Source organism: Melioribacter sp. Ez-97 (assembly GCF_051488665.1).
Lineage (GTDB): Bacteria > Bacteroidota > Ignavibacteria > Ignavibacteriales > Melioribacteraceae > Melioribacter.
The window spans coordinates 93,736-115,028 of sequence record NZ_JBPSEG010000004.1 but is presented as its reverse complement, the minus strand read 5'-3'; the positions used below and the strand labels follow the sequence as shown (position 1 = coordinate 115,028).

Genomic DNA, 21,293 nt, shown 5'->3' with positions numbered 1-21,293 from the left:
GCTTGAATATCTATAAATTTTGTCGATTAAATGAATATAAACGTCGAACTAATATTATTATTCGTACTTCTGCTTTCTTTTGCCGCCGGCATTACGGTTTACTTTCTTGTAAGAAGAATAAAAGAAAAAAGCAAAGAACTCGAGAATCAATTGCACATTAAACTGCAGCAGCTCGAAATTCTCAATAATACTTTAATGGAAGAAATAAAGCTAAGAAAGGAAACGGAAAAAAAATTACTTGAAAAAGCCGAAGAGCTTCAGCAATCCAATTTGGACAAAGACAGGATGTTTTCCGTTATTTCACACGACCTCAAAAATCCTTTCCAGGGTTTGCTCGGTTACTCCGAAATGCTCTATGAAGAGTTCGACGATCTCGACGACAATGTTAAATTGGAATTGGCTAAAGGAATCCGCTCCGTTTCGAAGAATATTTATAATCTTTTGATAAATTTGCTCGAATGGTCGCGGCTTCAAACCAACAGAATGGATATTAATATTAAAGAAATCAATCTGTACGATAAAGTATGCGAAGTTTTTAATCTTCATTCGGCAAACGCAAAAAAGAAAAATGTCGAGTTGATGAATGAGATAGATGAAAACGCGGTTATCAAAAGCGACGAATATATGCTCAATTCCGTCTTGAATAATTTAGTCGGGAATGCAATTAAATATTCGGACACCGGCGATAAAGTTATTGCGAGGTGTGAATTCAATCAGGACAATCTGGAACTATCAATACAGGATACCGGAGTGGGTATTCCCGTTGACAGATTGAAAACCTTGTTCAAACCCGGAAGCAATCGCTCGACGGCGGGAACTCAGAACGAAACAGGCACAGGACTCGGCTTGCTGATATGCAAAGAAATGATAGAACGTCTCGGCGGAAAAATTACGGTGGAAAGCAGAGAGGGCGAAGGCGCCCGCTTCTCAATTATTTTACCCTGGAATAATGAAAAAGTATAAATACTACCTTGTTTACAAACCTTACGGCGTGCTGTCTCAGTTTTCGGACGACAAGGGAAGGCGCACGTTAAAATCGCTTTTCCCGTTTCCCAAAGATGTCTATCCGGTAGGCAGACTCGATATGGACAGCGAAGGATTGCTGCTGTTAACAAACGATAAAAGAATAAATTCATTATTGCTTAATCCCGAGTATTGTCACGAACGGGAATATTATGCGCAGGTTGAAGGAATTCCCGACGAATCGGCGCTCGAAAAATTGAGAAAAGGAGTGATGATAAAAGGAAAGCAGACCTTGCCGGCTAAAGTCAGATTGATTGACCCGCCCGACCTTCCCGATAGAATTCCTCCAATAAGAAAAAGGCTGAACATACCTACTACCTGGCTGAGCATTACGTTAATAGAAGGCAAAAACAGACAGGTGAGAAAAATGACTGCCGCAGTCGGTTATCCTACGCTCAGGCTTGTGCGAATGCGCATTGAAAATCTTCGTATTGCAAGAATGAATCCGGGCGAAGTAATTATATTGAAAGGTAAAACGCTTTCGGAATTTTTAAAAATAATTAATGAAAAAGCTGCCCCGCATTTGGAATCCAATGCGAAGCAGCATTGAGTTTCACAAACTTAAATTAATCCCTCCGTAAAACGACCTGCCGAGAGAGCCGTAATATAAAATTTCTTCGTAATCCTCATCGAAGAGGTTTTCAACTCTTCCGTATAATTTTATATTGTCTGTAAGTTTATACGATACGGATGCGTGGACGAGAGTATAAGGATTCAATTCGACTCTTTTAGCGGGATAAACGGAAAAATCTTTGTCATATCTAATTCCTTTATAATTTAATTCGCCCGAAAAATAAAAACGGTCAAACTGATATCCTGCGGATATAAAAAACTGATTAACGGGTCTTCTCAAAAGCTCTTTATCGTAATCCTCGCTGTTTACGTATTTGTCTTTCGTTTTGTTGTATGTATAACTAATGTTTAAGTCGACGCCGTGATAATTTTTCAGATTAACGTAAGCTTCAATTCCGTTCGATTCCGCCTCGGCTATGTTTATTGTTCTAAAATTTGCGTCGTAACCGAACATGTTATTCATATCGAGCCGGAAATATGTAATACCTGCTGTAAGCTTGTTATCGAAGAGATATTGTTCGATTCCGAAATCCATCCCTTTGGTTTCTTCCGGTTTTAATTCCGGATTGCCGTATAGCGGGTCGAGCAGATAGTATAATGAAGGAGCTTTAAAGCCTGTGCCGTAAGAAAATTTGATCTTTGTGCCTGTCTCAGAAATAAAATATGTCGGAGCTATTCTGTATGTTGTTTTGTTGCCGTATTTGCTGTGTTTGTCGTACCTGACTCCGGCGGTGACGAAAAATTTCCCCTTTATGTTAATTTGATCCTGTAAATAAAATCCCACATTGTCCAGGGACGATTCGGGAAACGAGCTGATATACTCGCCCCATTCCGAATTGCTTATGTAATTTGTGTATGCGGATTCTTTCTCGTATATAATTCCCGCGGTAATTGTGTTGTAGTCTAAACGCAACGTGTTGGTAAAATCTGCGGAAAGGCGCGCTCCTCTGTTGTAATTGTCTGACGAAGTTGAAGGTCTTGACTCGTCCGGTAAATCGAGCGTATTTGCAAAACGCTTGGTTGCCGATAGAACCAGCGATTGTTCGAGCTTATTGTTAAAACCATTATGATTGAGAGAGAATTTGAAAATCTGTTCTTCGTTTTTATACGTATAATTCGGATCGTCTCCGAATTTATCGTTTTGATCGAGGTCGGTTTTTGTTTTTATATATTTATAAAGGAATTCCGCCTTTAGATTGCTTAGAAGAGGATAATTAAGTTTAAGAGTAACGCCGTTATTATTATAGCCGTCGGTTTCGGTGTTGCCGTATCTGGAATTGCTTGCGGAAATTCCTTCGGTTGCAAATCTGTTCAAACTGATAAAGTAGTTAAGCTTTCCGAGAGCGCTATTCAAATTAAGAGTTCCTTTGTATGTGGAATGAGAGCCTCCTTCCAAGTTGAGCGAATAATTATTTACGCCTGCTTTTCTGGTGATAATATTTATAACGCCCGCCGCTGCGTCCGCGCCATATAAAGTGCTTTGAGGCCCTCTGACGATTTCAATGTGTTCGATATCGTCGGTGGTCAAGTTGGCGAAATCGAAAGCGTTGTTGGGCGAGGTCGGGTCGTTCATTTTAACGCCGTCGATATAAACCAGAGTGTGGCTGGAGTTGGCTCCTCTTATAAAAGAATACGATATCTTGCCGGGTCCTCCTTGTTGAGTAATCGAAACGCCGGGAGCTCTTCTTAGAAGTTCGATTACGTCGTTGACGTGAGCTTTTTCGATTTCATCGCGCGTAAATACAGTAACGGAACTGCCGATGGCATAATACGGAGTTTCGGTTTTGGTCGCGGTTACTACTATTTCCGACAGCGATGTTTTTAATGTGTCGGTCTGGGCTTTTAATAAGGTAAATGAAATAATTAATAGGGTTGTAATAATAGTTTTCATGGAAGTTACTCCTTTTTAAGTGACAAATCGGTTGATTAAAAAGTTGTAACTTCGTGGGTTAGGAGATCGGAACGAATTGAAATAAGATGATTCGTTAATCAAAACCTCACCCGCGAAGGTTGATTATTCTTAATTTGCGGCAGGTCTCCTGGCTCGGGACTCCTTTCGACGCCTTCCCGGAAAATTTTCCAGTGGCTTATTGCCGAAGGATTTAAATGTCCCTCACAGTTGCGGGGCAGCACCGGATTTGCATCCACTCACCGGTTTCCCTATTAAGTCTTTTGTGACACCGCAAACTTTTTTAAGAACTGAGCGAATATAGAAAAATTCCGGGTAATTCAATAATAAAATTTCCTTTGAAAAAGATATTTAATAAACTTATCTTAATTAACGAATAATTAAAATTCGGTATTGATCGTGATTACGCGTTTAAATTCACATTCCTCAAAGGCACTTCTAATAATTAAATTCAACCACAATCTAAATACGGGAGATAATTAATGGGTTGGATCGCTAATGCACTGAATTCATCAATCGGCAAAAAATTCATAATGGCTCTAACCGGAGTCTGCCTTTTGCTCTTCCTGATTATTCACTTGATTAATAATCTGACGCTTTACGGCGGACCCGAGTTGTTTAACGCGGTTGTTAAAAACCTGGAAAATATCAAGCCTCTGGTAAGAGTAATCGAATTGATACTCGTTCTTATATTTGTCTTTCACATCTATGACGCTGTGCGCGTATGGTACGGAAACAAAAAGGCGCGCCCCGTTAATTATAAAGTTAGCGCTTCTTCGGAAAACAGCACGCTGTTTTCCAGAACAATGATCTGGAGCGGAAGCGTTATTTTTATTTTTCTTGTTGTTCATCTTAGAACATTCTGGGTCTCGTTCAATTTAGGTCATCCGCTGGCGCAATCTCATAATTATTATGATATTGTAGTGGAGGCGTTCAGCGACCCGGTTTATTCGTTGCTCTACGTAGCGGCGATTATTTTACTCGGCTTTCATTTAAAGCACGGATTCCAGAGCGCATTTCAAACATTCGGCTGGAATAACAATAAATATTTTCCGTTGATCAAAAAATTGGGAGATATTTATACTTATATAATGGTTATCGGCTTTGCCTCGATTCCTATCTACTTTTTATTTTTTTACGGAGGTAACTGATGGTAAAATTAGATTCAAAAGTTCCGGCTGGTCCTATCGAAGAAAAATGGACTAATCATATATTCAACATGAAATTGGTAAGCCCTGCCAATAAACGTAAATATGACATTATAGTAGTTGGAACCGGATTGGCAGGCGCGTCGGCTGCGGCTACGCTGGGCGAATTGGGATACAATGTTAAAGCATTTACATTCCACGACAGCGCAAGAAGAGCGCACAGTATAGCAGCACAGGGCGGAATTAACGCCGCAAAAAATTATCAAAACGACGGCGACTCGGTATTCCGCTTGTTTTACGATACAATCAAAGGCGGCGACTTTCGTTCGCGGGAAGCGAATGTATACCGTCTTGCGGAAGTAAGCGGCAACATTATCGATCAGTGCGTTGCGCAGGGAGTTCCGTTTGCGCGCGAATACGGTGGAACTCTGGCAAACCGGTCATTCGGCGGCGCTTTGGTTTCAAGAACCTTTTACGCAAAAGGACAAACCGGACAGCAATTGCTGCTTGGCGCTTATTCCGCAATGAACCGCCAAATCAACCTGGGTAAAGTTAAACTTTATTCGCGGAGAGAAATGCTTGATCTGGTCGTGGTCGATGGAGTGGCAAGAGGAATAGTTGTAAGAAATTTGATTACCGGTGAAATCGAAAAATACTCGGCTCATGCGGTTGTTTTGGCTACCGGCGGCTATTCAAATGTATTCTTTTTGTCCACAAACGCAATGAACAGCAACGCGACGGCAATCTGGCGCGCTCATAAAAAAGGCGCTGCGTTTGCAAATCCGTGTTTCACTCAGATTCACCCCACATGCCTGCCGGTTCACGGCGAAGGTCAGTCGAAACTTACGCTGATGAGCGAAAGCTTGCGTAACGACGGCAGAATCTGGGTCTCCAAAATTAAAGGGGATAAAAGACACCCGAACGATATTCCGGAAGAAGAACGCGATTACTATCTCGAACGAAAATATCCTTCGTACGGAAATCTCAGTCCGCGTGATATTTCCTCACGTTCGGCAAAAGAAGTAGTCGACGAAGGAAGAGGCGCTCAGGGTCAGGAAGCCGTTTATCTCGATTTCAGAGACGCTATTAAACGTCTCGGTAAAAAAGTAATCGAAGAACGATACGGCAACTTGTTCGAAATTTATCAAACCATAACCGGCGAAAATCCGTACGAAGTTCCGATGAAGATTTATCCCGCGCCTCACTATACTATGGGAGGACTCTGGGTCGATTACAATCTGATGAGTACAATTCCCGGATTGTTCGTAGCGGGCGAAGCCAACTTTTCCGATCACGGCGCAAACCGTCTCGGCGCAAGCGCTCTGATGCAGGGACTCGCCGACGGCTATTTCGTTCTGCCGTATACAATCGGAAATTATCTCGCTTCCGAAAAACCCGAACTGGTAAAAACTTCTCATCCGGAATTCGACAGAGCTGAAGAAAACCTTAAGAATATGATTAACAAACTGCTTTCGATAAAAGGCAAGAGAACCGTCGACAGTATCCATAAAGAGCTCGGAAGAATAATGTGGAACAAAGTCGGAATGTCGAGAAACGAAAAAGGACTTAAAGAAGCAATAGAAGAAATTAAAACTCTGAGAGAAGAATTCTGGAAAAACGTAAATGTCGTAGGCAAAAACGAAGATGTCAATCAATGCCTGGAAAGGGCCGGCAGAGTTGCCGATTATCTCGAGTTAGGCGAATTGATGGCACGCGACGCTCTGAACCGCAATGAATCTTGCGGCGCTCACTTCAGGGAAGAATACCAGACCGAAGAAGGCGAAGCGCTCAGAAACGACGAGGAATACGCTTATGTGGCTGCCTGGGTATTCAAAGAACTAGGAGACTGGGAACTTGTAAAAGAACCGCTTGAATTCGAAAATATTCAGTTAGCTACAAGAAGTTACAAATAATACTGAAAAGTTTAAGGGTATTAAAATGGAAGAAAAAAAATTAAATCTTACTTTGAAAATCTGGAGACAACCGGCGCCAAACGCAGCCGGAAGTTTTCAGGAGTATAAAATATCTGTTTCGCCGGATACTTCTTTTCTCGAGATGCTCGACGAATTGAACAACGAACTCGAAAGTAAAAATCTCGACCCGATTGCATTTGAAAGCGACTGCCGCGAAGGCATTTGCGGCACCTGCGGATTGGTTATTAACGGTCATCCTCACGGACCAATTCCTAAAATTGCCACGTGTCAATTGCATATGAGAAATTTCAAAGACGGGGACACAATTTGGGTCGAGCCGTTCCGCGCAAAAGCCTTTCCTGTAATAAAGGATCTGATGGTAGACAGGTCGGCGTTCGACAGGATAATGGAAGCAGGCGGTTTTATTTCTGTCAACACAGGGAGCGTGCCCGACGGCAATACAATTCCCATTCCGAAAGATATTGCCTCGGAAGCGATGGATTCCGCATCGTGTATCGGATGCGGCGCATGCGTAGCTGCCTGCAAAAACGCATCGGCAATGTTGTTCGTAAGCGCCAAGGTTTCTCAGTTTGCGCTCCTTCCGCAGGGACAACCGGAAAGATACAGAAGAGTGCAGGCAATGGTCAAAAAAATGGATGAACTCGGATTCGGAGCCTGTTCAAACACATATGCATGCGAAGCTGAATGCCCTAAAGGTATTTCCATTAAAAATATTGCCAGGATGAACAGGGAGTTCATAATGGCTAAAGTTAAGACCGAAGAGGTCGACGCTTAATTTAGTCCCGACATTCAATGTCGGGATTTTTTTTGACCTTTTTGGTATTATTGGAATGTGATTTCCGTAAATTAATAACTTTAATTCGCCGGGCTTAATTATGTTCGAAAGAGAAATAAAATTTATTTACGACTTTAACCTGAACAAAATTAACAGGCTCGGTACGTACTTTACTTACGAACAACTGAAAAACCTGGAACTTCACCCGGCAATTCTCAATTACATCTCCGCCGAAATCGATTATATCATTTTCGAAGACAGACAGAAACTTCTCAGCAGTTCTGTTTTCGATTATTCAGGCGAAAAAATTTCGCATTACTTTTCTTTGATAAACGAGGAAGTTAAAAGAACAAAAAAATTATCTTCCGATTTTGTTTCGAAATTATTGCTGCACGCTTCATCGTTCAACGTTAACTTCCTGGCAAGACCGCGCTGGACGCTTACAAAATTCATATTCGACGAGAACAATCATCGTACGGGTATCGAAATCAAACAGATTCTAAATTATCTATATTATTATTCATACCTGAAAAAGATTATCTGCTCGTATATCGACAAAAAGAAAATCATCTCGTTGAATTCGGAAGAATTCTCCGAACTCCTGCAAAAAATCGACGACATCGGCAAAGAAACTAATCTGCAGAGTTTACTCTCGGGAGCGCTTAAATCGATGGCGGATTTTTTCAATATCGGGGAACTTCAAAAAAATAAAGTGCCTCTCCTCGCAATTGAAGAATTTTTGAAAGAAAAAGGATTGGAACGGCATATCAAAAAGCTCCGGATTATGTACGGCGACGACAAATCGATAAGATGCAACGTTAAGGACCTTATGAAAGAATTCGGCGCTATTTTACCGTCGGTTGAAGAAAATGTTCAGGAAAAAGAAAATGAGGAGTTGGAAGAGGAGAACGTTGAAGAGACGGTCGAAATTAATAAAGTCGATTCGTCTGAAATAGAAAAAAAAATTGAGGAACACGATTCCGTTAATATTACTCGGGAAGAACTCGAAGAAAATAAGGATGAAAAAATAGAAGCTGAAGAAAGCGAGGAGCTTGAGGAAGCAAACGAGGAGGAAACTCTGTTTGACGGTCATCCGGAAGATGTAGAGACGAAGGAAGAATCGATTGAACAGACGGCTGACAGGGAAGAGAATGCCGAAAGCGACGAAGATGAAATTCATGAACAGGAAGATATTGTTGAAGAAGAAGTTTCGATTACTTATAAACCGCCGAATGTTGATATTCATATAGTAGATGAAGAAGAGGAAATTCAGGAAAACGGCGAAACGCCGGAACAAGAGGAAGAAGAAATAACTTTGCTGAAAAGAGCAGAACCTGATGAGCAAATTGAAAAAACGAAAGAAGAAGAGGAAGAACCGGATGCCGTTCAAAACAATGAGAAAGATAATGTAGAAAAAATCGACCTGAATAAATTGCTTGAAAACAAGGACATTAATAAGATTATAGAAGTTATATTCGATTACGATATTGAAGAGTTCACGAACGTAATAGAAAATGTTTCGAGGTCGAAAGATATATACGAAGCCTATGCAATAATAAATGAAGCGTTGCTCAACAGGAATATCGATTCCGCCGGCAAAGAAGCGGAATTGTTCAAATCAATCATTAGCGAACACTTCGGAAAAGAATCCTGATATGTTTATCGATTATGCAAAAATTTATGTCAAAGCCGGGAAAGGCGGCGACGGCGCGGTAGCTTTTAGAAGAGAGAAGTACGTTCCAAAAGGCGGTCCGGCGGGCGGCAACGGAGGCAAAGGCGGCGACGTTATATTTGTAGCCGACTCCAATTTAGGCACTTTGCTCGATTTTAAATACAACAGAAAATATATCGCCGAAGACGGTCAACCGGGCGGTAATTCTTTAAAAGACGGACGCAACGGAAAGGACATAATTATTAAAGTTCCCGTAGGCACAATTATTAAAGACGAAGAAACCGGAATGGTTCTCTGCGATTTGAATGAAAACGGGAAACAATTTGTAGCAGCCAAAGGCGGAAAAGGAGGGAAAGGAAACAGTAATTTTGCGACGCCGACCAATCAAACTCCGCGTTACGCCGAAAAAGGAAAAGCGGGCGAAGAGAAGAACGTCATTCTCGAGTTAAAACTAATTGCGGATGTGGGACTCGTCGGTTTCCCCAACGCCGGAAAATCCACTTTGATTTCAGCGGTTTCCGCAGCGCGACCCAAAATTGCCGATTATCCTTTCACCACTCTCGAACCCAATCTGGGAATTGTTCGTTATAAAGAATACGACAGTTTTACAATTGCCGATATTCCCGGCATTATTGAAGGCGCTCATGAAGGGAAAGGATTGGGATTGAAATTTCTGAGACATATAGAAAGGACGAAAATATTATTAATCATGGTAGAAGCAATTTCGGATGACTATCAACGCGACTTTGATATTCTTTTAAAAGAATTAAAGAATTATTCGAAAACGCTTGCAGCTAAGAAAAAAATATTCGGAATATCGAAAGCGGATTTGCTGACGCATGACCAAATTGAAAAAGTAAAATCATTGACGTTGAATAACCACAAGGAAAAGATTATCGTTTTCTCGGCTGTAAGCGGCTACGGCATCGATGAATTGCTGGATACATTATGGAAAGAATTAAAAGACTGACCCCGTCGCTTTATATAATCAAAATTACATCTTTATTGTTTGTTCTGCTTGGAGCGATAATATTTTCTCTTTCTGTTGGAAGCGCTGATTTCGGAATAAAAAGCCTGATAGGAATTTTTACAGGAAGCGAAAAGAACGAATTGGCGTCGCGTATTATTTTTGATATCAGATTGCCGAGAATATTATATGCCCTGGCGATAGGCGGAGGTTTGTCGATTGCCGGAGCTGTTTTTCAATCCATACTGATGAACCCGCTGGCAGAACCTTACATACTCGGTATATCGAGCGGTGGTACGTTCGGCGCCGTTCTTTCATTCGTGTTGGGATTTACTTTTGCGGGCACTCAAATTCTGTCCTTCTCCGGGGCTCTGCTTGTAATGGCGTTAGTTTTTATCCTCGGCAAAAGATACGGAGAAATCGAACCGAATACTCTGTTGCTTTCGGGAGTGATGGTAGGCGCATTTTTCTCTGCGTTAATTTTGTTGATGATGAGTATGTTGAACGATTCATTGAGGACTGCTGTTTTCTGGCTTATCGGCAACATCTCGATGGCGCCCAAAGAACATGTATACCCTGTGCTCTTTGTGTCTTTGTCTGTATCCTTGCTGCTAACGGCATTGTCAAATAAATTTAACATTCTCAGTATGGGCGCCTACACAGCCAAACAATTGGGAGTAAACACCGAACTGCTGAAGACCGGCGCATATTTATTAACAAGCTTTCTTGTAGGTTCGCTTGTATCTGTCAGCGGAATTATCGGTTTTGTCGGGTTGTTAATACCTCACGTATGCCGATTGATTTTCGGCAACGATAACCGGGTTGTTTTCCCGGCGTCTTTTATCGTAGGCGCTGTTTTCTTAATATTGTGCGATACGATCGCGCGTTCGGTCATTTCGCCGGCTGAACTGCCGGTAGGCGCAATAACATCTCTAATCGGCGCGCCCGTTTTTATTTATTTATTAAAAAGAAGAACCTCAGAGGCAATATGAAAAAGAAAACATCTTTAGTCCTTATAATTTTTGTGGCGGCATGTTCTACCGGTATAAATTTATTTACCGACAGCGACGAAGTTACGCTCGGTAAAAAATTCGACGAGGAGATACGAAAAAATTCGGAGGAATATCCTATATACGACAAAAATCCCGAACTGAAAAATTATATCGAGAAAAACATTTTCAACGAAATATTAAATTCGCCCGAAGTAAAAAAAAGGACTGTATATAACTATCGCATGGAAATTATCGATAACGACTCGGTGCTGAATGCTTTTGCCGTGCCGGGTGGCTACATCTATATTTATACGGGATTGCTAAAATATCTCGATTCGGAAGCGGCGCTTGCGGGAGTTATAGGACACGAGATTGCTCACGTTGAAAGACGGCATGCGACGCAGCGAATAACCGCTGCATACGGTCTTTCGTTTGTGATGAGTATTGTTTTGGGAAATAATCCGACGCAGCTTGCCGAGCTTGCAGCCAACATGTTTACAGGTTTGGCGCTGCTTGCAAACAGCCGTTCAAACGAAGACGAGAGCGATCAATATTCGATTTTATATTTGAAAGATACACGGTTTTATCCCGGCAGCGTCAAATTCTTTTTCGAGAAGTTGCGGGACGACGGTAAGATATCGACCGCAGAAGCCGGCATTGCGACGTTTCTGTCGACTCACCCCGATCCTCTCGACAGAATTGAAAGTACAGAACAAAGAATTTCGGAAATGGGCTTGAATGTTTTGACATACAAAGACACTTCAGCGCCGGGAATTTTCTATGAAGAATATCAGAAGTTTATTAAATCAAAAATGCAATAAGAGAAAAATTCTTGAACTTTGGGATGCAACTCTTTATATTTACTATCCGATTTTAAAATGACTGGCGAGGTAGCTCAGTAGGTTAGAGCAGTGGAATCATAATCCACGTGTCGGGGGTTCGAATCCCTCCCTCGCTACAATTTTTTTTGGAGATAAAGAATGTACAGCATTTTAGTTACAATAGCATTGATTATATCCTTCTTGTTGATTGTAGTAGTTTTGATGCAGTCGAGCAAAGGAGGAGGACTTGCCGGAACTTTCGGCGGGACAGGACAGTTCGGCACAATGTTCGGCTCGAGAAGAACGGCGGATTTTTTGAGCAAATCTACATGGTGGTTGGCGGGAGCGTTGATTGTATTGGCTATTTTAATCAATCTGTTTTTTCTTCCGGGCAAATCTACAATAACTGAACGTGAAAGCGTAATTCAGGGCAGCGGCGAACAATCAGTGCCGGCTACGCCAGTTTTGCCTCAACAATCGACAGAACAACCGACTCAGTAATTTTTTAATAAAAGGGCGGACGGTATTTGTCCGCCCGTTTCATTCTTCCCTATTATAACCATCCGAGGTAAAAATGGGCAAATCAAAAAGACCTGTCAAAGCTTATAAAAACGCCGAATTCTTAAATTCTGCGGAAGCTCGAACAATTCGAATATTATCCGAGTATTACGAACCAAAATCAAGATTCGAAAAAAATAATATTATAGATACTATTGTTTTCTTCGGCTCGGCTAGAATTATATCGAGAAGAGACGCATTGAAACTTGTAAACGCTGCAAAAAAGCAAAACACTCCGGCGGGAAAAAGAAAATTTGACAAAGCTGTTAAACTTCTGGAAATGTCGAAATACTATGAAGACGCCGTAGAACTTTCAAAAAAATTAACGCTTTGGTCGAAGAAGCTCGACGGGAACGGGAACCGGTTTATCATATGCACCGGAGGCGGTCCCGGTATTATGGAAGCGGCAAATAAAGGCGCTTATTTAGCCGGCGGTCATTCGATCGGTTTGAACATAAGCATTCCTTACGAGCAATTTGTTAATAAGTACGTCGATAATAAACTTGCTTTCGAATTTCATTACTTTTTCATGCGAAAGCTCTGGTTTATGTATCTGGCTAAGGCTCTTATCGTATTCCCTGGCGGATTCGGCACTATGGATGAATTGATGGAGGTGTTGACTCTGGTGCAAACAAAGAAAGTAACCAAGAAGATGAAAATTATTATCTACGACGAAGCTTATTGGAAAGAAATAATTAACTTTGACGCGTTAATCGAGCACGGCACAATCAGCAAGGAAGATATGAAATTATTCGATTTTTGCAATACGGTGGACGAAGCCTTCGATAAGATAACGACTCATTTCAAGAAACATTTCCTGAATCAAAAGGGAAGTTTAATCGAAAATAACGGAAAAAAATAAACCCCGGATAGCCGGGGTTTTTTGTCAAGCCTTTCTGTCTCTGAGAGCCTGCTCTCGCGAAGCTCTTCTCTTGGCTTTGATCATGTCCATCCTTTTCTCAATCGACGGCTTAACGTAAAACGTTCTCTTCTTGTATTCTTTAAGAATACCGGAACGTTCGTATTTCTTTTTGAAGCGCTTTAAAGCCTTGTCGATGTTCTCGTTTTCCTGGACTATGATGCCTACCACTCTTATCACCTGCCTTTATTTGATTCTATAAAAAATTATTTAGCATTCAAACTTATAAATAAATTCGAAAAGAATCAATCGGACATATGAGGAACAACCAAGACGGGACATCTTGCATAGCGGATTACTTTTTCCGCTACGCTTCCCATCAATGTATGCATTAAACCGGTTCTGCCGTGCGTCGCGATTACGATTAATGATTCGGCTTCGTCGGGTTTGTGTAACTCAGCCGCATATTTAACAATCTCTTCAAAATCGAGTCCGGTCAAAAGAACTGACTTAATTTTGCTGTCGGTCTCGTCCCGCAATTCCTCGGCAATCTTTTCCAGTTCTTCCCGTGTTTGTTCCATGTACCTGGATTTTAATTCGCTCTCGTCGATATTGTAAGACTTCATCGAAATTATCGGCGGATTCTTTTCCGCCACATGAATTATGTGTATTTCGGCATTAATCAGCTCCGATATTTGCTTTACGAGTTCGAATGCGGAAAGCGACAGTTTGCTGAAATCTGTCGGCATTATAATATTTTTTACGTTTTTCATATTACCTGTTTTTACCAGCTTTTTTTAGGAAACCTTTTGATTTAGCGTAATCGAAAAGCTTTGAATAGAGCATTTTCCTTGCTCTGTGAAGCCTCGAGCGGACAGTGCCAACCGGAATATCCACAAAATCGGCTATCTCTTCGTAAGAAAATCCCTCGATATCGCTTAATATTATTACGGTTCTGAAATCCTCAGGCAGATTCGAAATTGCTCCGGTAATGTCGTCGTCAAGAAGATTGCCGAACGCATCGGACTGATAATGATTAAACGTAACTTCTTCCGCCTTAATAGTTTCATAAAAATTCTGTACGTCCTCGTAATCTACTTTTGTCGGTTCTTTGGTAATTTTGCGATAGTCGTTAATGAACGAATTCTTCATAATGCGATATAGCCATGCCTTGCAATTAGTGCCTTTTTCAAACTTGTCGAAAAATCTGAACGCTTTGAGATAAGTTTCCTGAAGAAGATCGTCCGCTTCGTCCGGGTCGCCTGTCAGTCTCAATGCAAAATTGTAGAGAGCGTTCATGTGAGGAATGGCTTCCTGCTCGAATTCTTTATAAACGTCTTGATTGGTCGTTATGTTATTTTCTTTTGTCATTTGCTGTGCTAATCATAAACAAGGGCGTTCGCGATTTTGTCCGATAAATCCCGTAAGCAATTTAATTCTTTGTCCGATACCATAAAACCGTTAATCAGAATATAATATTCGTTTGCTTTATTCGACAGCATAAAATTTGCGGGCTCTCCGATTTTTAAATCAAAGTGCGGTTTATTTGATTTTGCAAGATTGATTGGCAATAAAGTATAAGCGCCGTCGCCGGTTTGTATATCGCCTGCTATAAAACCGTAACCATTTTTTAATAATTCGGTTATATCGGTATTTGTGAAATCCTTGACATTTACGCTTGGGAAATATTTTAACGGCTTAATGGAAAATCCTTTAAGGTCATAGTCTTCCCATGCCGTAAAAGTAGAAAGATCTCCGATTTCTTCAATGCTGCTTTTGTAATAGAATCTTTGTTTTTTAACGTCGTATTTCTTTGCCCTTTTAATCCCTATATCGACAATATAGGAATGATTATTTTTTTCCATCTCCGTATTTCGAAGAATGATGTCGTACATCCTTTCTTTATTTTCTGGAATGTCGAAATAAAGTTTTTCCTCATTATTCATGTATGAATTATCGGCAATTGAGTCAAGCGCCGTCAGAAGAAGGAAAAAATTCAGCTTGCGTATAAATTCTTTTCCGCCGGGTTCAAGCGTATTCCCCGATTCTATAAGAATAACGCTTGAGCCTTTGCCTGCAAAATTATCGCCGAATGACCTCGGCTCGTGCTCGTCGTTATATCTGGCAGTTGAGTCAGGAGTAATGATCGAAAGAAGCCGGTTAAGTTCTACAATAAGTTTCATGCTCCTGATTCTCTCCGGGTTCAAAGAGCAATTGTAGTCGAACGGCGGAGCGAGGAATGAAATTGCCGGCAGTTTATCGCTGCTTCCGATTGTATAGTAACGATTTTGGTCGTGCATGTTGAATGAGAAATCAGGACCGAAATTTTCGAATTCTTTCATCAGAGCTCTTGCCTCGGGAGATTGAAGCCGTAAGGCATCTCGGTTTATATCAATACCAATAAGATTTTCGCGTGTAAATAATTCTGCTCCGTCCGGATTGAGCATCGGTATAATAGATAATGTAAGATTTTCTTTAATTTTCTTTTTCAAATTATTAATGTCATCCTGACGGTTTAGAAAGTTAAGCAGGTCGAGAATAGCGGCGGTAGCGGTTGGCTCGTCGCCGTGCATTTGCGTCCAGATTAATATTTTAGTTTTACCGTGTCCGTATTTAATCTTAAAAATTTTCTTTCCGCCGGCAGATTCACCCGCTACTTCAACAGAAAAATCTTTAATGATTCTATTCAATATTCTATTAAAATTATCCGGATGGATATAATCTGCATTTATATCGTCAATTTTATAACCGGGATAATTATGCTGCAGTAATTCTATTGTTTCTTTAGATAACATAAGCTTTTTCAATTAGTAATCTAAAATTATGAATAAAATGGACGAAATTCAGCCGTAGAATATTTTGGCTATCGTAAGACGGGAGCGTCGTATTTAAGCAGGATTGACGTAATAAAAATAATAATAAGGGTTGTTAATAGTTCTGTCAGCAATAGGAAATCTGTTAAAACAAATACCGTTAAATAAATAATTAAATGGATAAAGTAAGTTATCGAAATTATAGTCAATATAAATTTAGTTTTAACTTTAAAGAAAAGCAGCACGCTAAGAATTAGACTGAATAATGGCATTAAAGTTACAGAGAAAAAAGCTATTTCTGGAGTAATGCCAATATCTCCCGTTAATCTATCGAACAAAGGTTTCGGCTGAAGCAAAGACAATAATGAATTAATAAAAAGATAAAAAATTAATAAATAATAAAGTACTGCATTTGCAATATTTATAATTTTATTTTTATTTGTTTGGAAAATTTTAGTCATTTTCATAATCCCTGCCACTTCCAGACCGGATTGCAACAAACAATCCGGCCCTAATGGCGCCCTCGACATACTACAAAAATAAATCATTCATTACAGATTAGATAGGGATAAACTCCCAATATCAAGGGGAAAAAATCCTAAAAAAGTACTAATTTGCCTTAAATTTTAGTTGTTGGAGGTTTGCAGACTCGAAGGGGGATTGTCGATATCAAGATTGTTATTATTTTTTAAATATTGTTCGATTTCTAAGTTTTTATCTTTAACTATTTGCATTAATTCCGATTTTGTACTGACATTTAGCTTATCTTTTATTACGCTTCTGTAATAATCGATTGTTTTTTTTGAAAGATTTAAAATTTGAGCTATCTCTTTGGACGTGTAGCCGTCTCCGATATATTTCAGTATTTCGATTTCTCTATTTGTAAGTCCTAATTTCTTGAGCTCGGAAATGAAAGTTAAGGGCGATTCGATATTGCTGAGTCGTTTTTTTGCAAGTTTATCAAAAATTTTCAAATTGAGCGGAATTGAATAATCAGGTCCAGCAATTGTTATCAGTATAACAAGAATTATATTGGCTGACAGACGAAGCGGATATAACTCTTTGAGCAAATCGTTGTCCGTGTAATATAAATACTTCGATGCAATTATAATAAAATGAATCGCTATGAGAGCTAACAAATAAAGATATGCTTTTTTCTCAGTTATGAGTTTTTTGACGAAAGTGCTCGCAAAATAGAAGCAAAGGAATAGTATTAAAAGTATTATTGCTATTACTTTATCTAAAGGATCGGGATCTATCGATAGATAAAATAACGTACTGAATATTATTGATGATTTATACTTTATATTTAAATCCGGCAATACCGATATTGTTATTAATAAAATCAAAAGATAATAATAGTAATGGTAGACTTCCATTCCTGTATAAGTTGATAGAATCAATAAGAGTGGATCCGAGATAGCATATACAAAAAAGAAATAGAATAATTTATGACCTTTGAATCTAATAAGAGGTCCAAGGTAACTCACATATATAACCAGAAATAATATCCTAACTGTATCCATTCTTTTTCTATATTAAGTAACATAAAATAGTGAATTTATACGTGGGCTTCAATTATTTTTTACGCGGCATATACTCGAAAGATTGCAGAATCTGCAGGCTATCGTTTCTCTGTTTTCGTGCGAGGAAATGTGAAATTTGCCTGTCATTATACCTTCGGCAAATACTTCCGCCTTTTCAATGGCATTTTTGATCTTATCATATATAGTAGTTTTATCTCTGGCTTTGTTTAGCGAATTCTTGCCAAAGGATTTATTGTTGTATTTTAAAGTGTAAATATAGAGTTCATGAGGCGTAAAATCCTTGCCTATGGAATTATTAAGGAGTCGGGAGGCTATATAAGCGTACAGAGGCAGCTGCAATGACAATCCTTTTTCCAAATCTCTGCCGGATAGCTTGGCGCTGCCCGTTTTATAATCGATGATGTCGAAAGTATTTCCCCGAATGTCTATTCGGTCGATTTTTCCCTTGAGTTTGAGATTCGGGGTAATGTCAACTGCTTCAACCGCGCTCAAGTCCTCGTCGACGTCTATCAGTTTTTTTCTGCCGAATGATACTTCAAAGTAAGCCGGACGGAATCCGTCTTGCGCATATTCGATTTCTTTTTCGAGAAATCTGTATAGTATGGACTGTCTCCTGTCATTATTTATTCCCAATATTATTTCTTTTTCGAAGAATGAAAAAGGCGACCTGAAAATTCCGCCTCCTATTGCTTCTTCGGCAATTGAAAAAATTAGGTTCTCGGCTTTTTCCCTGTCTTTTACAATGTTTATGTTTTCTTTTTTTACTTGCAGATAGAATTTGAATAAAATATAATGCAACAGATTTCCCAGTTCTAACGATTCGACGTCCTCGGAAGGCTGCGATTCCGATTCTACTTTTAATATTCTTTCTATGAAATATTTAAATGGACAGCGGGCGTAGGTTTCCAATTGCGAAACCGAAAAGACATTGTCACCGTGAAGGCTGCCGTATTTATTCATAGTTGAGGCATCTATGAAACCGCAATATCCGGAATCTTCGGGGTTTTGTTCGCGAGCCGCTTCGATATTAACGGCTTTATCTATATTGCCGGTATCCGTTCTTGTAAATAAGTAATCGCATTTTTGCCCCTGACCGTAATTAATCAGCCATTCTTCTTCGGAATAAATAAATTTATTTAGTTCCCGTATGTTGGCTTCTTTAATTTCAAACAGAGATTCTAATTCGCTTAAGAAGGTAGATTTGATTAATTCCCTTCCGTTGTCCGAAAGGGGGTACGATAAATATAATTGCTTTTCCCAGGCGCATAATGTTTTATAAAAAAGATATCTTTCTTCCAATTGATGCTTCCGGGCTCCCTTTTTGAATTTGCCGCTGAAGAAGATTTCGGGATTATATCTTGTAGGCAAGTCCCCCTCGCATAGTCCGCCGATAAAAAGGTAGTCGTATTTCAGTCCCCTTATTTCATCGGGCGTTGTAATAGTAATGCCGTATCCGGATTTTTCTTTTGTATTGAACCGCGTCCATTGCGCTACAGTCCTCAACTGTTCAATAAAGAAACTTAGTTTGAATTTGGTTTCTTTTCCGTATTCCTCCGAGAGTAAGTAAAAAATTTCGTCCAGAGTTTCGATGAATTTTTCGAATGCCCTAATGTTTTCTTCCCTTATGCTTCTGTCCGTGCCGTCGGATAATATTTTAAAAGGCAGCCCGGATTTATAAATGAATTCTCTCAGGGATTTGCCGAATTCCTCAATGGAATATTCATTGGTCAGACTCTCGAACGGGCTCAGGAATTCTACTAATTTCTCAAAATCTCTTTTTGCCTGAGTCAAAGAAACTCCGCCGTCGTCGCCGTATATCGAAAATTTCTCAACTTCGGCAGCCTGCTCCAGTGCGGATATCCAATTTTTTTTGCCGGCAATAATTTTTAATTCAACCGCCGCCTTCGATAGATTTGCGGCGGAAATGTCGCCGGCGTTCAAGAGACTGTTGCTTAAGGCTCTCAATATATTCTGATAGAAATAATCGCTTTCGATGATTTCGAGAAAATTTATAATACCGTTGACGGCATTGTTGTTCGCAAGCGTAAATCTGTCCGTCAAATTTATCGGGAGTCCGTTTTTTCTGAAAACATCTCGTACGGTTACCGAGTAATTCTGTATGTTATTAAAAACGACGCAGATACGATGCGGGTCGGCATTTTTTTCTTTTATTAATTTTTTTATTACTCTGGAGATGGTCTCGACCTCCGCCTCCCTGTCGTCGCATTTAAGAATTAAAATGTTTTCTCCGGTTTTATTGGATTTTCTTTTGTCCGGGGAGAGGTTAAATAAATTTTCTTTCAGTCTTTGTTTAAAATTGCTCTCCGGATAACCGCTTGCGTCGTAAATTTTAACAAAGCCTTCTTTTCCGAAATTATTATAACCCTCGTCGAGATGACCGAAAAGATATTTATTGTCTATATTATAATCGAAGTTAATGTAAAGACGCACGCCTTTGATATTCGATATTCTGCTCAGAATTTTGATCTCGGGATTTGTAAATTCAATAAATTCGTCTCCGAATATAAAATGCGCCTCGGGCAAATATTCTCTGAAATTAGTTTCGAATTCGTTATCGTCCAGATTTAAGAGTTCATAATAAACGTCGCCGATTTCAAAAGCTTTTGCTGAATAACATTTCTCCTTGAATTTTTCGTAAATATCGGCTATGTCGAGCGCTTTTTGTTTTTCTTTTGTGTCGAGTTCCTCCGCGTTTTCTCTCAAATTCTCAGGAGTAATGCCGTGCCGTTTGTATTCGGTAATAACATTTTTAATTCTTTCCAGCGTGCCGTAGGGAATGTCGCCGTTGTAAACTTTGAAATACCGGAGGCTAACGCTGTTGACTGCCTGCTTGATAAATACCGACGCCGCAGCGTCGCTTAAAATTTTGAAGTCGTATTTCTTACCGAGAATTCCCGAGGCTAAAGTGGAAAGCGTTTCGATATTAATCTTTCCCGTTGAACGTCCTGGAGTTACGGAAATTAGTTCTTTCTTTAAATGCCGGGCTTTCCTGTTAGTCGGAACGAGAAATACAGCCTCGTTAAGCTTTTTCGAATTTATTAGGTTTTGAATTGCTTCAGGAATATTGAAGTTCGAATTTTGTTCTTTAGTCAGAATCATAAAGCGAGTCGATTAAATTTTTATATGAGCATCTTAATTCTTCTTCGTTCCTCAATTTAAGGAGTTCCACTATAAAATTGAACTCCCGGGCGGCTTCTTTTTTATTCCCGGTTAAAACGGTTTCCAGTTCGATGAAATACCCCAATCGTTTCACATAATCGAGATGGATGCGAGTGTTTTTATATAGATACAACAGGCGCTTCTTTTCAACAACAGTCTCGATTCGAAGAATATCTTTCAGATAGTCGTACGGATCGTCGCCGTCCAAATTCAGAATTCGATATTTACTCCATCGTTTCCCGGACTCGTTCCGGTTATATTTTATAAGCGAATATTTTCCGTTCTCAATCCTTAATTTTAACAATCCGTTGTCGTATGCAAAATAAATATCTTTCTGATTTAATTGAGAAACAAAAGGTATATTGTTATTTTTTAAGTGAGTAAGAAATCTTCTGTGAGATTTGACCCTTACTTTTAGTTCCAGGTTTTGCGGCATTTTAAACCTATCGGGAATTAAATTTGTTTTTGTTATTGTCTAATATACATATTAGTTGAGAAAATTGATTGAACGGTCGAAAAGGA

General features: G+C 39.7%; 19 protein-coding genes, 1 tRNA gene and 1 riboswitch. Of the genes, 12 read left to right on the top strand and 8 right to left on the bottom strand.

What is annotated here, in order from left to right; translation table 11 throughout:
- Positions 1 to 30: 30 nt before the first annotated feature.
- Complete coding sequence (locus ACSSWA_RS06925) at positions 31 to 963, top strand: sensor histidine kinase (protein WP_437355831.1); 933 nt, start codon at positions 31 to 33, stop codon at positions 961 to 963.
- On the top strand, positions 950 to 1,573 hold the full coding sequence (locus ACSSWA_RS06920; protein ID WP_437355830.1) for a pseudouridine synthase: 624 nt from the start codon (positions 950 to 952) through the stop codon (positions 1,571 to 1,573). Before ACSSWA_RS06925 ends, ACSSWA_RS06920 begins: the two co-directional genes overlap by 14 nt.
- 3 nt (positions 1,574 to 1,576) lie before the next feature.
- On the opposite strand, the gene ACSSWA_RS06915 is transcribed toward ACSSWA_RS06920, so the two are convergent.
- Entirely contained in the window at positions 1,577 to 3,487 is a 1,911-nt protein-coding gene (locus ACSSWA_RS06915; RefSeq protein ID WP_437355829.1) for a TonB-dependent receptor plug domain-containing protein, read from the bottom strand.
- Between the two features lie 121 nt (positions 3,488 to 3,608).
- A riboswitch (cobalamin riboswitch) is annotated at positions 3,609 to 3,796 on the bottom strand.
- A 191-nt stretch (positions 3,797 to 3,987) separates the two neighbouring features.
- Between ACSSWA_RS06915 and ACSSWA_RS06910 the strand changes: the two genes are divergently transcribed.
- The 10 genes from ACSSWA_RS06910 to ACSSWA_RS06865 all read left to right on the top strand — a co-directional run bounded on the left by ACSSWA_RS06910 (position 3,988) and on the right by ACSSWA_RS06865 (position 13,234).
- Positions 3,988 to 4,656 (top strand): succinate dehydrogenase cytochrome b subunit, encoded by a 669-nt coding sequence (locus tag ACSSWA_RS06910; RefSeq protein WP_437355828.1) that lies wholly within the window; start codon positions 3,988 to 3,990, stop codon positions 4,654 to 4,656.
- On the top strand, positions 4,656 to 6,566 hold the full coding sequence (locus ACSSWA_RS06905) for a fumarate reductase/succinate dehydrogenase flavoprotein subunit (protein ID WP_437355827.1): 1,911 nt from the start codon (positions 4,656 to 4,658) through the stop codon (positions 6,564 to 6,566). Before ACSSWA_RS06910 ends, ACSSWA_RS06905 begins: the two co-directional genes overlap by 1 nt.
- Before the next feature lie 25 nt (positions 6,567 to 6,591).
- A complete protein-coding gene (locus ACSSWA_RS06900; RefSeq protein WP_437355826.1) occupies positions 6,592 to 7,362 on the top strand; it encodes a succinate dehydrogenase/fumarate reductase iron-sulfur subunit in 771 nt (256 codons plus the stop codon).
- 100 nt (positions 7,363 to 7,462) lie between these two features.
- A complete protein-coding gene (locus ACSSWA_RS06895; protein ID WP_437355825.1) occupies positions 7,463 to 9,016 on the top strand; it encodes a hypothetical protein in 1,554 nt (517 codons plus the stop codon).
- A gap of 1 nt (position 9,017) precedes the next feature.
- On the top strand, positions 9,018 to 10,004 hold the full coding sequence (gene obgE / locus ACSSWA_RS06890) for a GTPase ObgE (protein ID WP_437355824.1): 987 nt from the start codon (positions 9,018 to 9,020) through the stop codon (positions 10,002 to 10,004).
- Positions 9,983 to 10,993 carry a FecCD family ABC transporter permease gene (locus ACSSWA_RS06885; protein WP_437355823.1) on the top strand — a complete coding sequence of 337 codons (1,011 nt, stop codon included), beginning with the start codon at positions 9,983 to 9,985 and terminating at the stop codon, positions 10,991 to 10,993. Before obgE ends, ACSSWA_RS06885 begins: the two co-directional genes overlap by 22 nt.
- Complete coding sequence (locus tag ACSSWA_RS06880; protein WP_437355822.1) at positions 10,990 to 11,814, top strand: M48 family metalloprotease; 825 nt, start codon at positions 10,990 to 10,992, stop codon at positions 11,812 to 11,814. Before ACSSWA_RS06885 ends, ACSSWA_RS06880 begins: the two co-directional genes overlap by 4 nt.
- Before the next feature lie 63 nt (positions 11,815 to 11,877).
- Positions 11,878 to 11,951 (top strand) — tRNA-Met (locus ACSSWA_RS06875).
- A 22-nt stretch (positions 11,952 to 11,973) separates the two neighbouring features.
- A complete protein-coding gene (gene secG, locus ACSSWA_RS06870) occupies positions 11,974 to 12,315 on the top strand; it encodes a preprotein translocase subunit SecG (RefSeq protein WP_437355821.1) in 342 nt (113 codons plus the stop codon).
- A gap of 73 nt (positions 12,316 to 12,388) precedes the next feature.
- Positions 12,389 to 13,234 (top strand): TIGR00730 family Rossman fold protein, encoded by an 846-nt coding sequence (locus ACSSWA_RS06865; protein WP_437355820.1) that lies wholly within the window; start codon positions 12,389 to 12,391, stop codon positions 13,232 to 13,234.
- Between the two features lie 24 nt (positions 13,235 to 13,258).
- On the opposite strand, the gene rpsU is transcribed toward ACSSWA_RS06865, so the two are convergent.
- The 7 genes from rpsU to ACSSWA_RS06830 form a co-directional block, all read right to left on the bottom strand.
- Positions 13,259 to 13,462: a 30S ribosomal protein S21 gene (gene rpsU / locus ACSSWA_RS06860; protein WP_437355819.1), complete on the bottom strand. Its 204-nt coding sequence runs from the start codon at positions 13,460 to 13,462 to the stop codon at positions 13,259 to 13,261.
- Positions 13,463 to 13,536: 74 nt separating this feature from the next.
- A complete protein-coding gene (locus ACSSWA_RS06855) occupies positions 13,537 to 14,004 on the bottom strand; it encodes a universal stress protein (RefSeq protein WP_437355818.1) in 468 nt (155 codons plus the stop codon).
- A gap of 1 nt (position 14,005) precedes the next feature.
- The gene (locus ACSSWA_RS06850; RefSeq protein ID WP_437355817.1) at positions 14,006 to 14,602 is read right to left on the bottom strand and encodes a sigma-70 family RNA polymerase sigma factor; all 597 of its coding nucleotides are present in this window, start codon (positions 14,600 to 14,602) and stop codon (positions 14,006 to 14,008) included.
- Positions 14,603 to 14,610: 8 nt separating this feature from the next.
- Positions 14,611 to 16,026: a M14 family zinc carboxypeptidase gene (locus tag ACSSWA_RS06845; RefSeq protein ID WP_437355816.1), complete on the bottom strand. Its 1,416-nt coding sequence runs from the start codon at positions 16,024 to 16,026 to the stop codon at positions 14,611 to 14,613.
- Positions 16,027 to 16,670: 644 nt separating this feature from the next.
- On the bottom strand, positions 16,671 to 17,447 hold the full coding sequence (locus ACSSWA_RS06840) for a helix-turn-helix transcriptional regulator (protein ID WP_437355815.1): 777 nt from the start codon (positions 17,445 to 17,447) through the stop codon (positions 16,671 to 16,673).
- 171 nt (positions 17,448 to 17,618) lie between these two features.
- Positions 17,619 to 20,711, bottom strand: a complete 3,093-nt coding sequence (locus tag ACSSWA_RS06835; protein WP_437355814.1) for a PD-(D/E)XK nuclease family protein — start codon at positions 20,709 to 20,711, stop codon at positions 17,619 to 17,621.
- Positions 20,698 to 21,207, bottom strand: coding sequence for a class IV adenylate cyclase (locus ACSSWA_RS06830; RefSeq protein WP_437355813.1), 510 nt, complete (start codon positions 21,205 to 21,207; stop codon positions 20,698 to 20,700). Before ACSSWA_RS06830 ends, ACSSWA_RS06835 begins: the two co-directional genes overlap by 14 nt.
- Between the last annotated feature and the right edge of the window lie 86 nt (positions 21,208 to 21,293).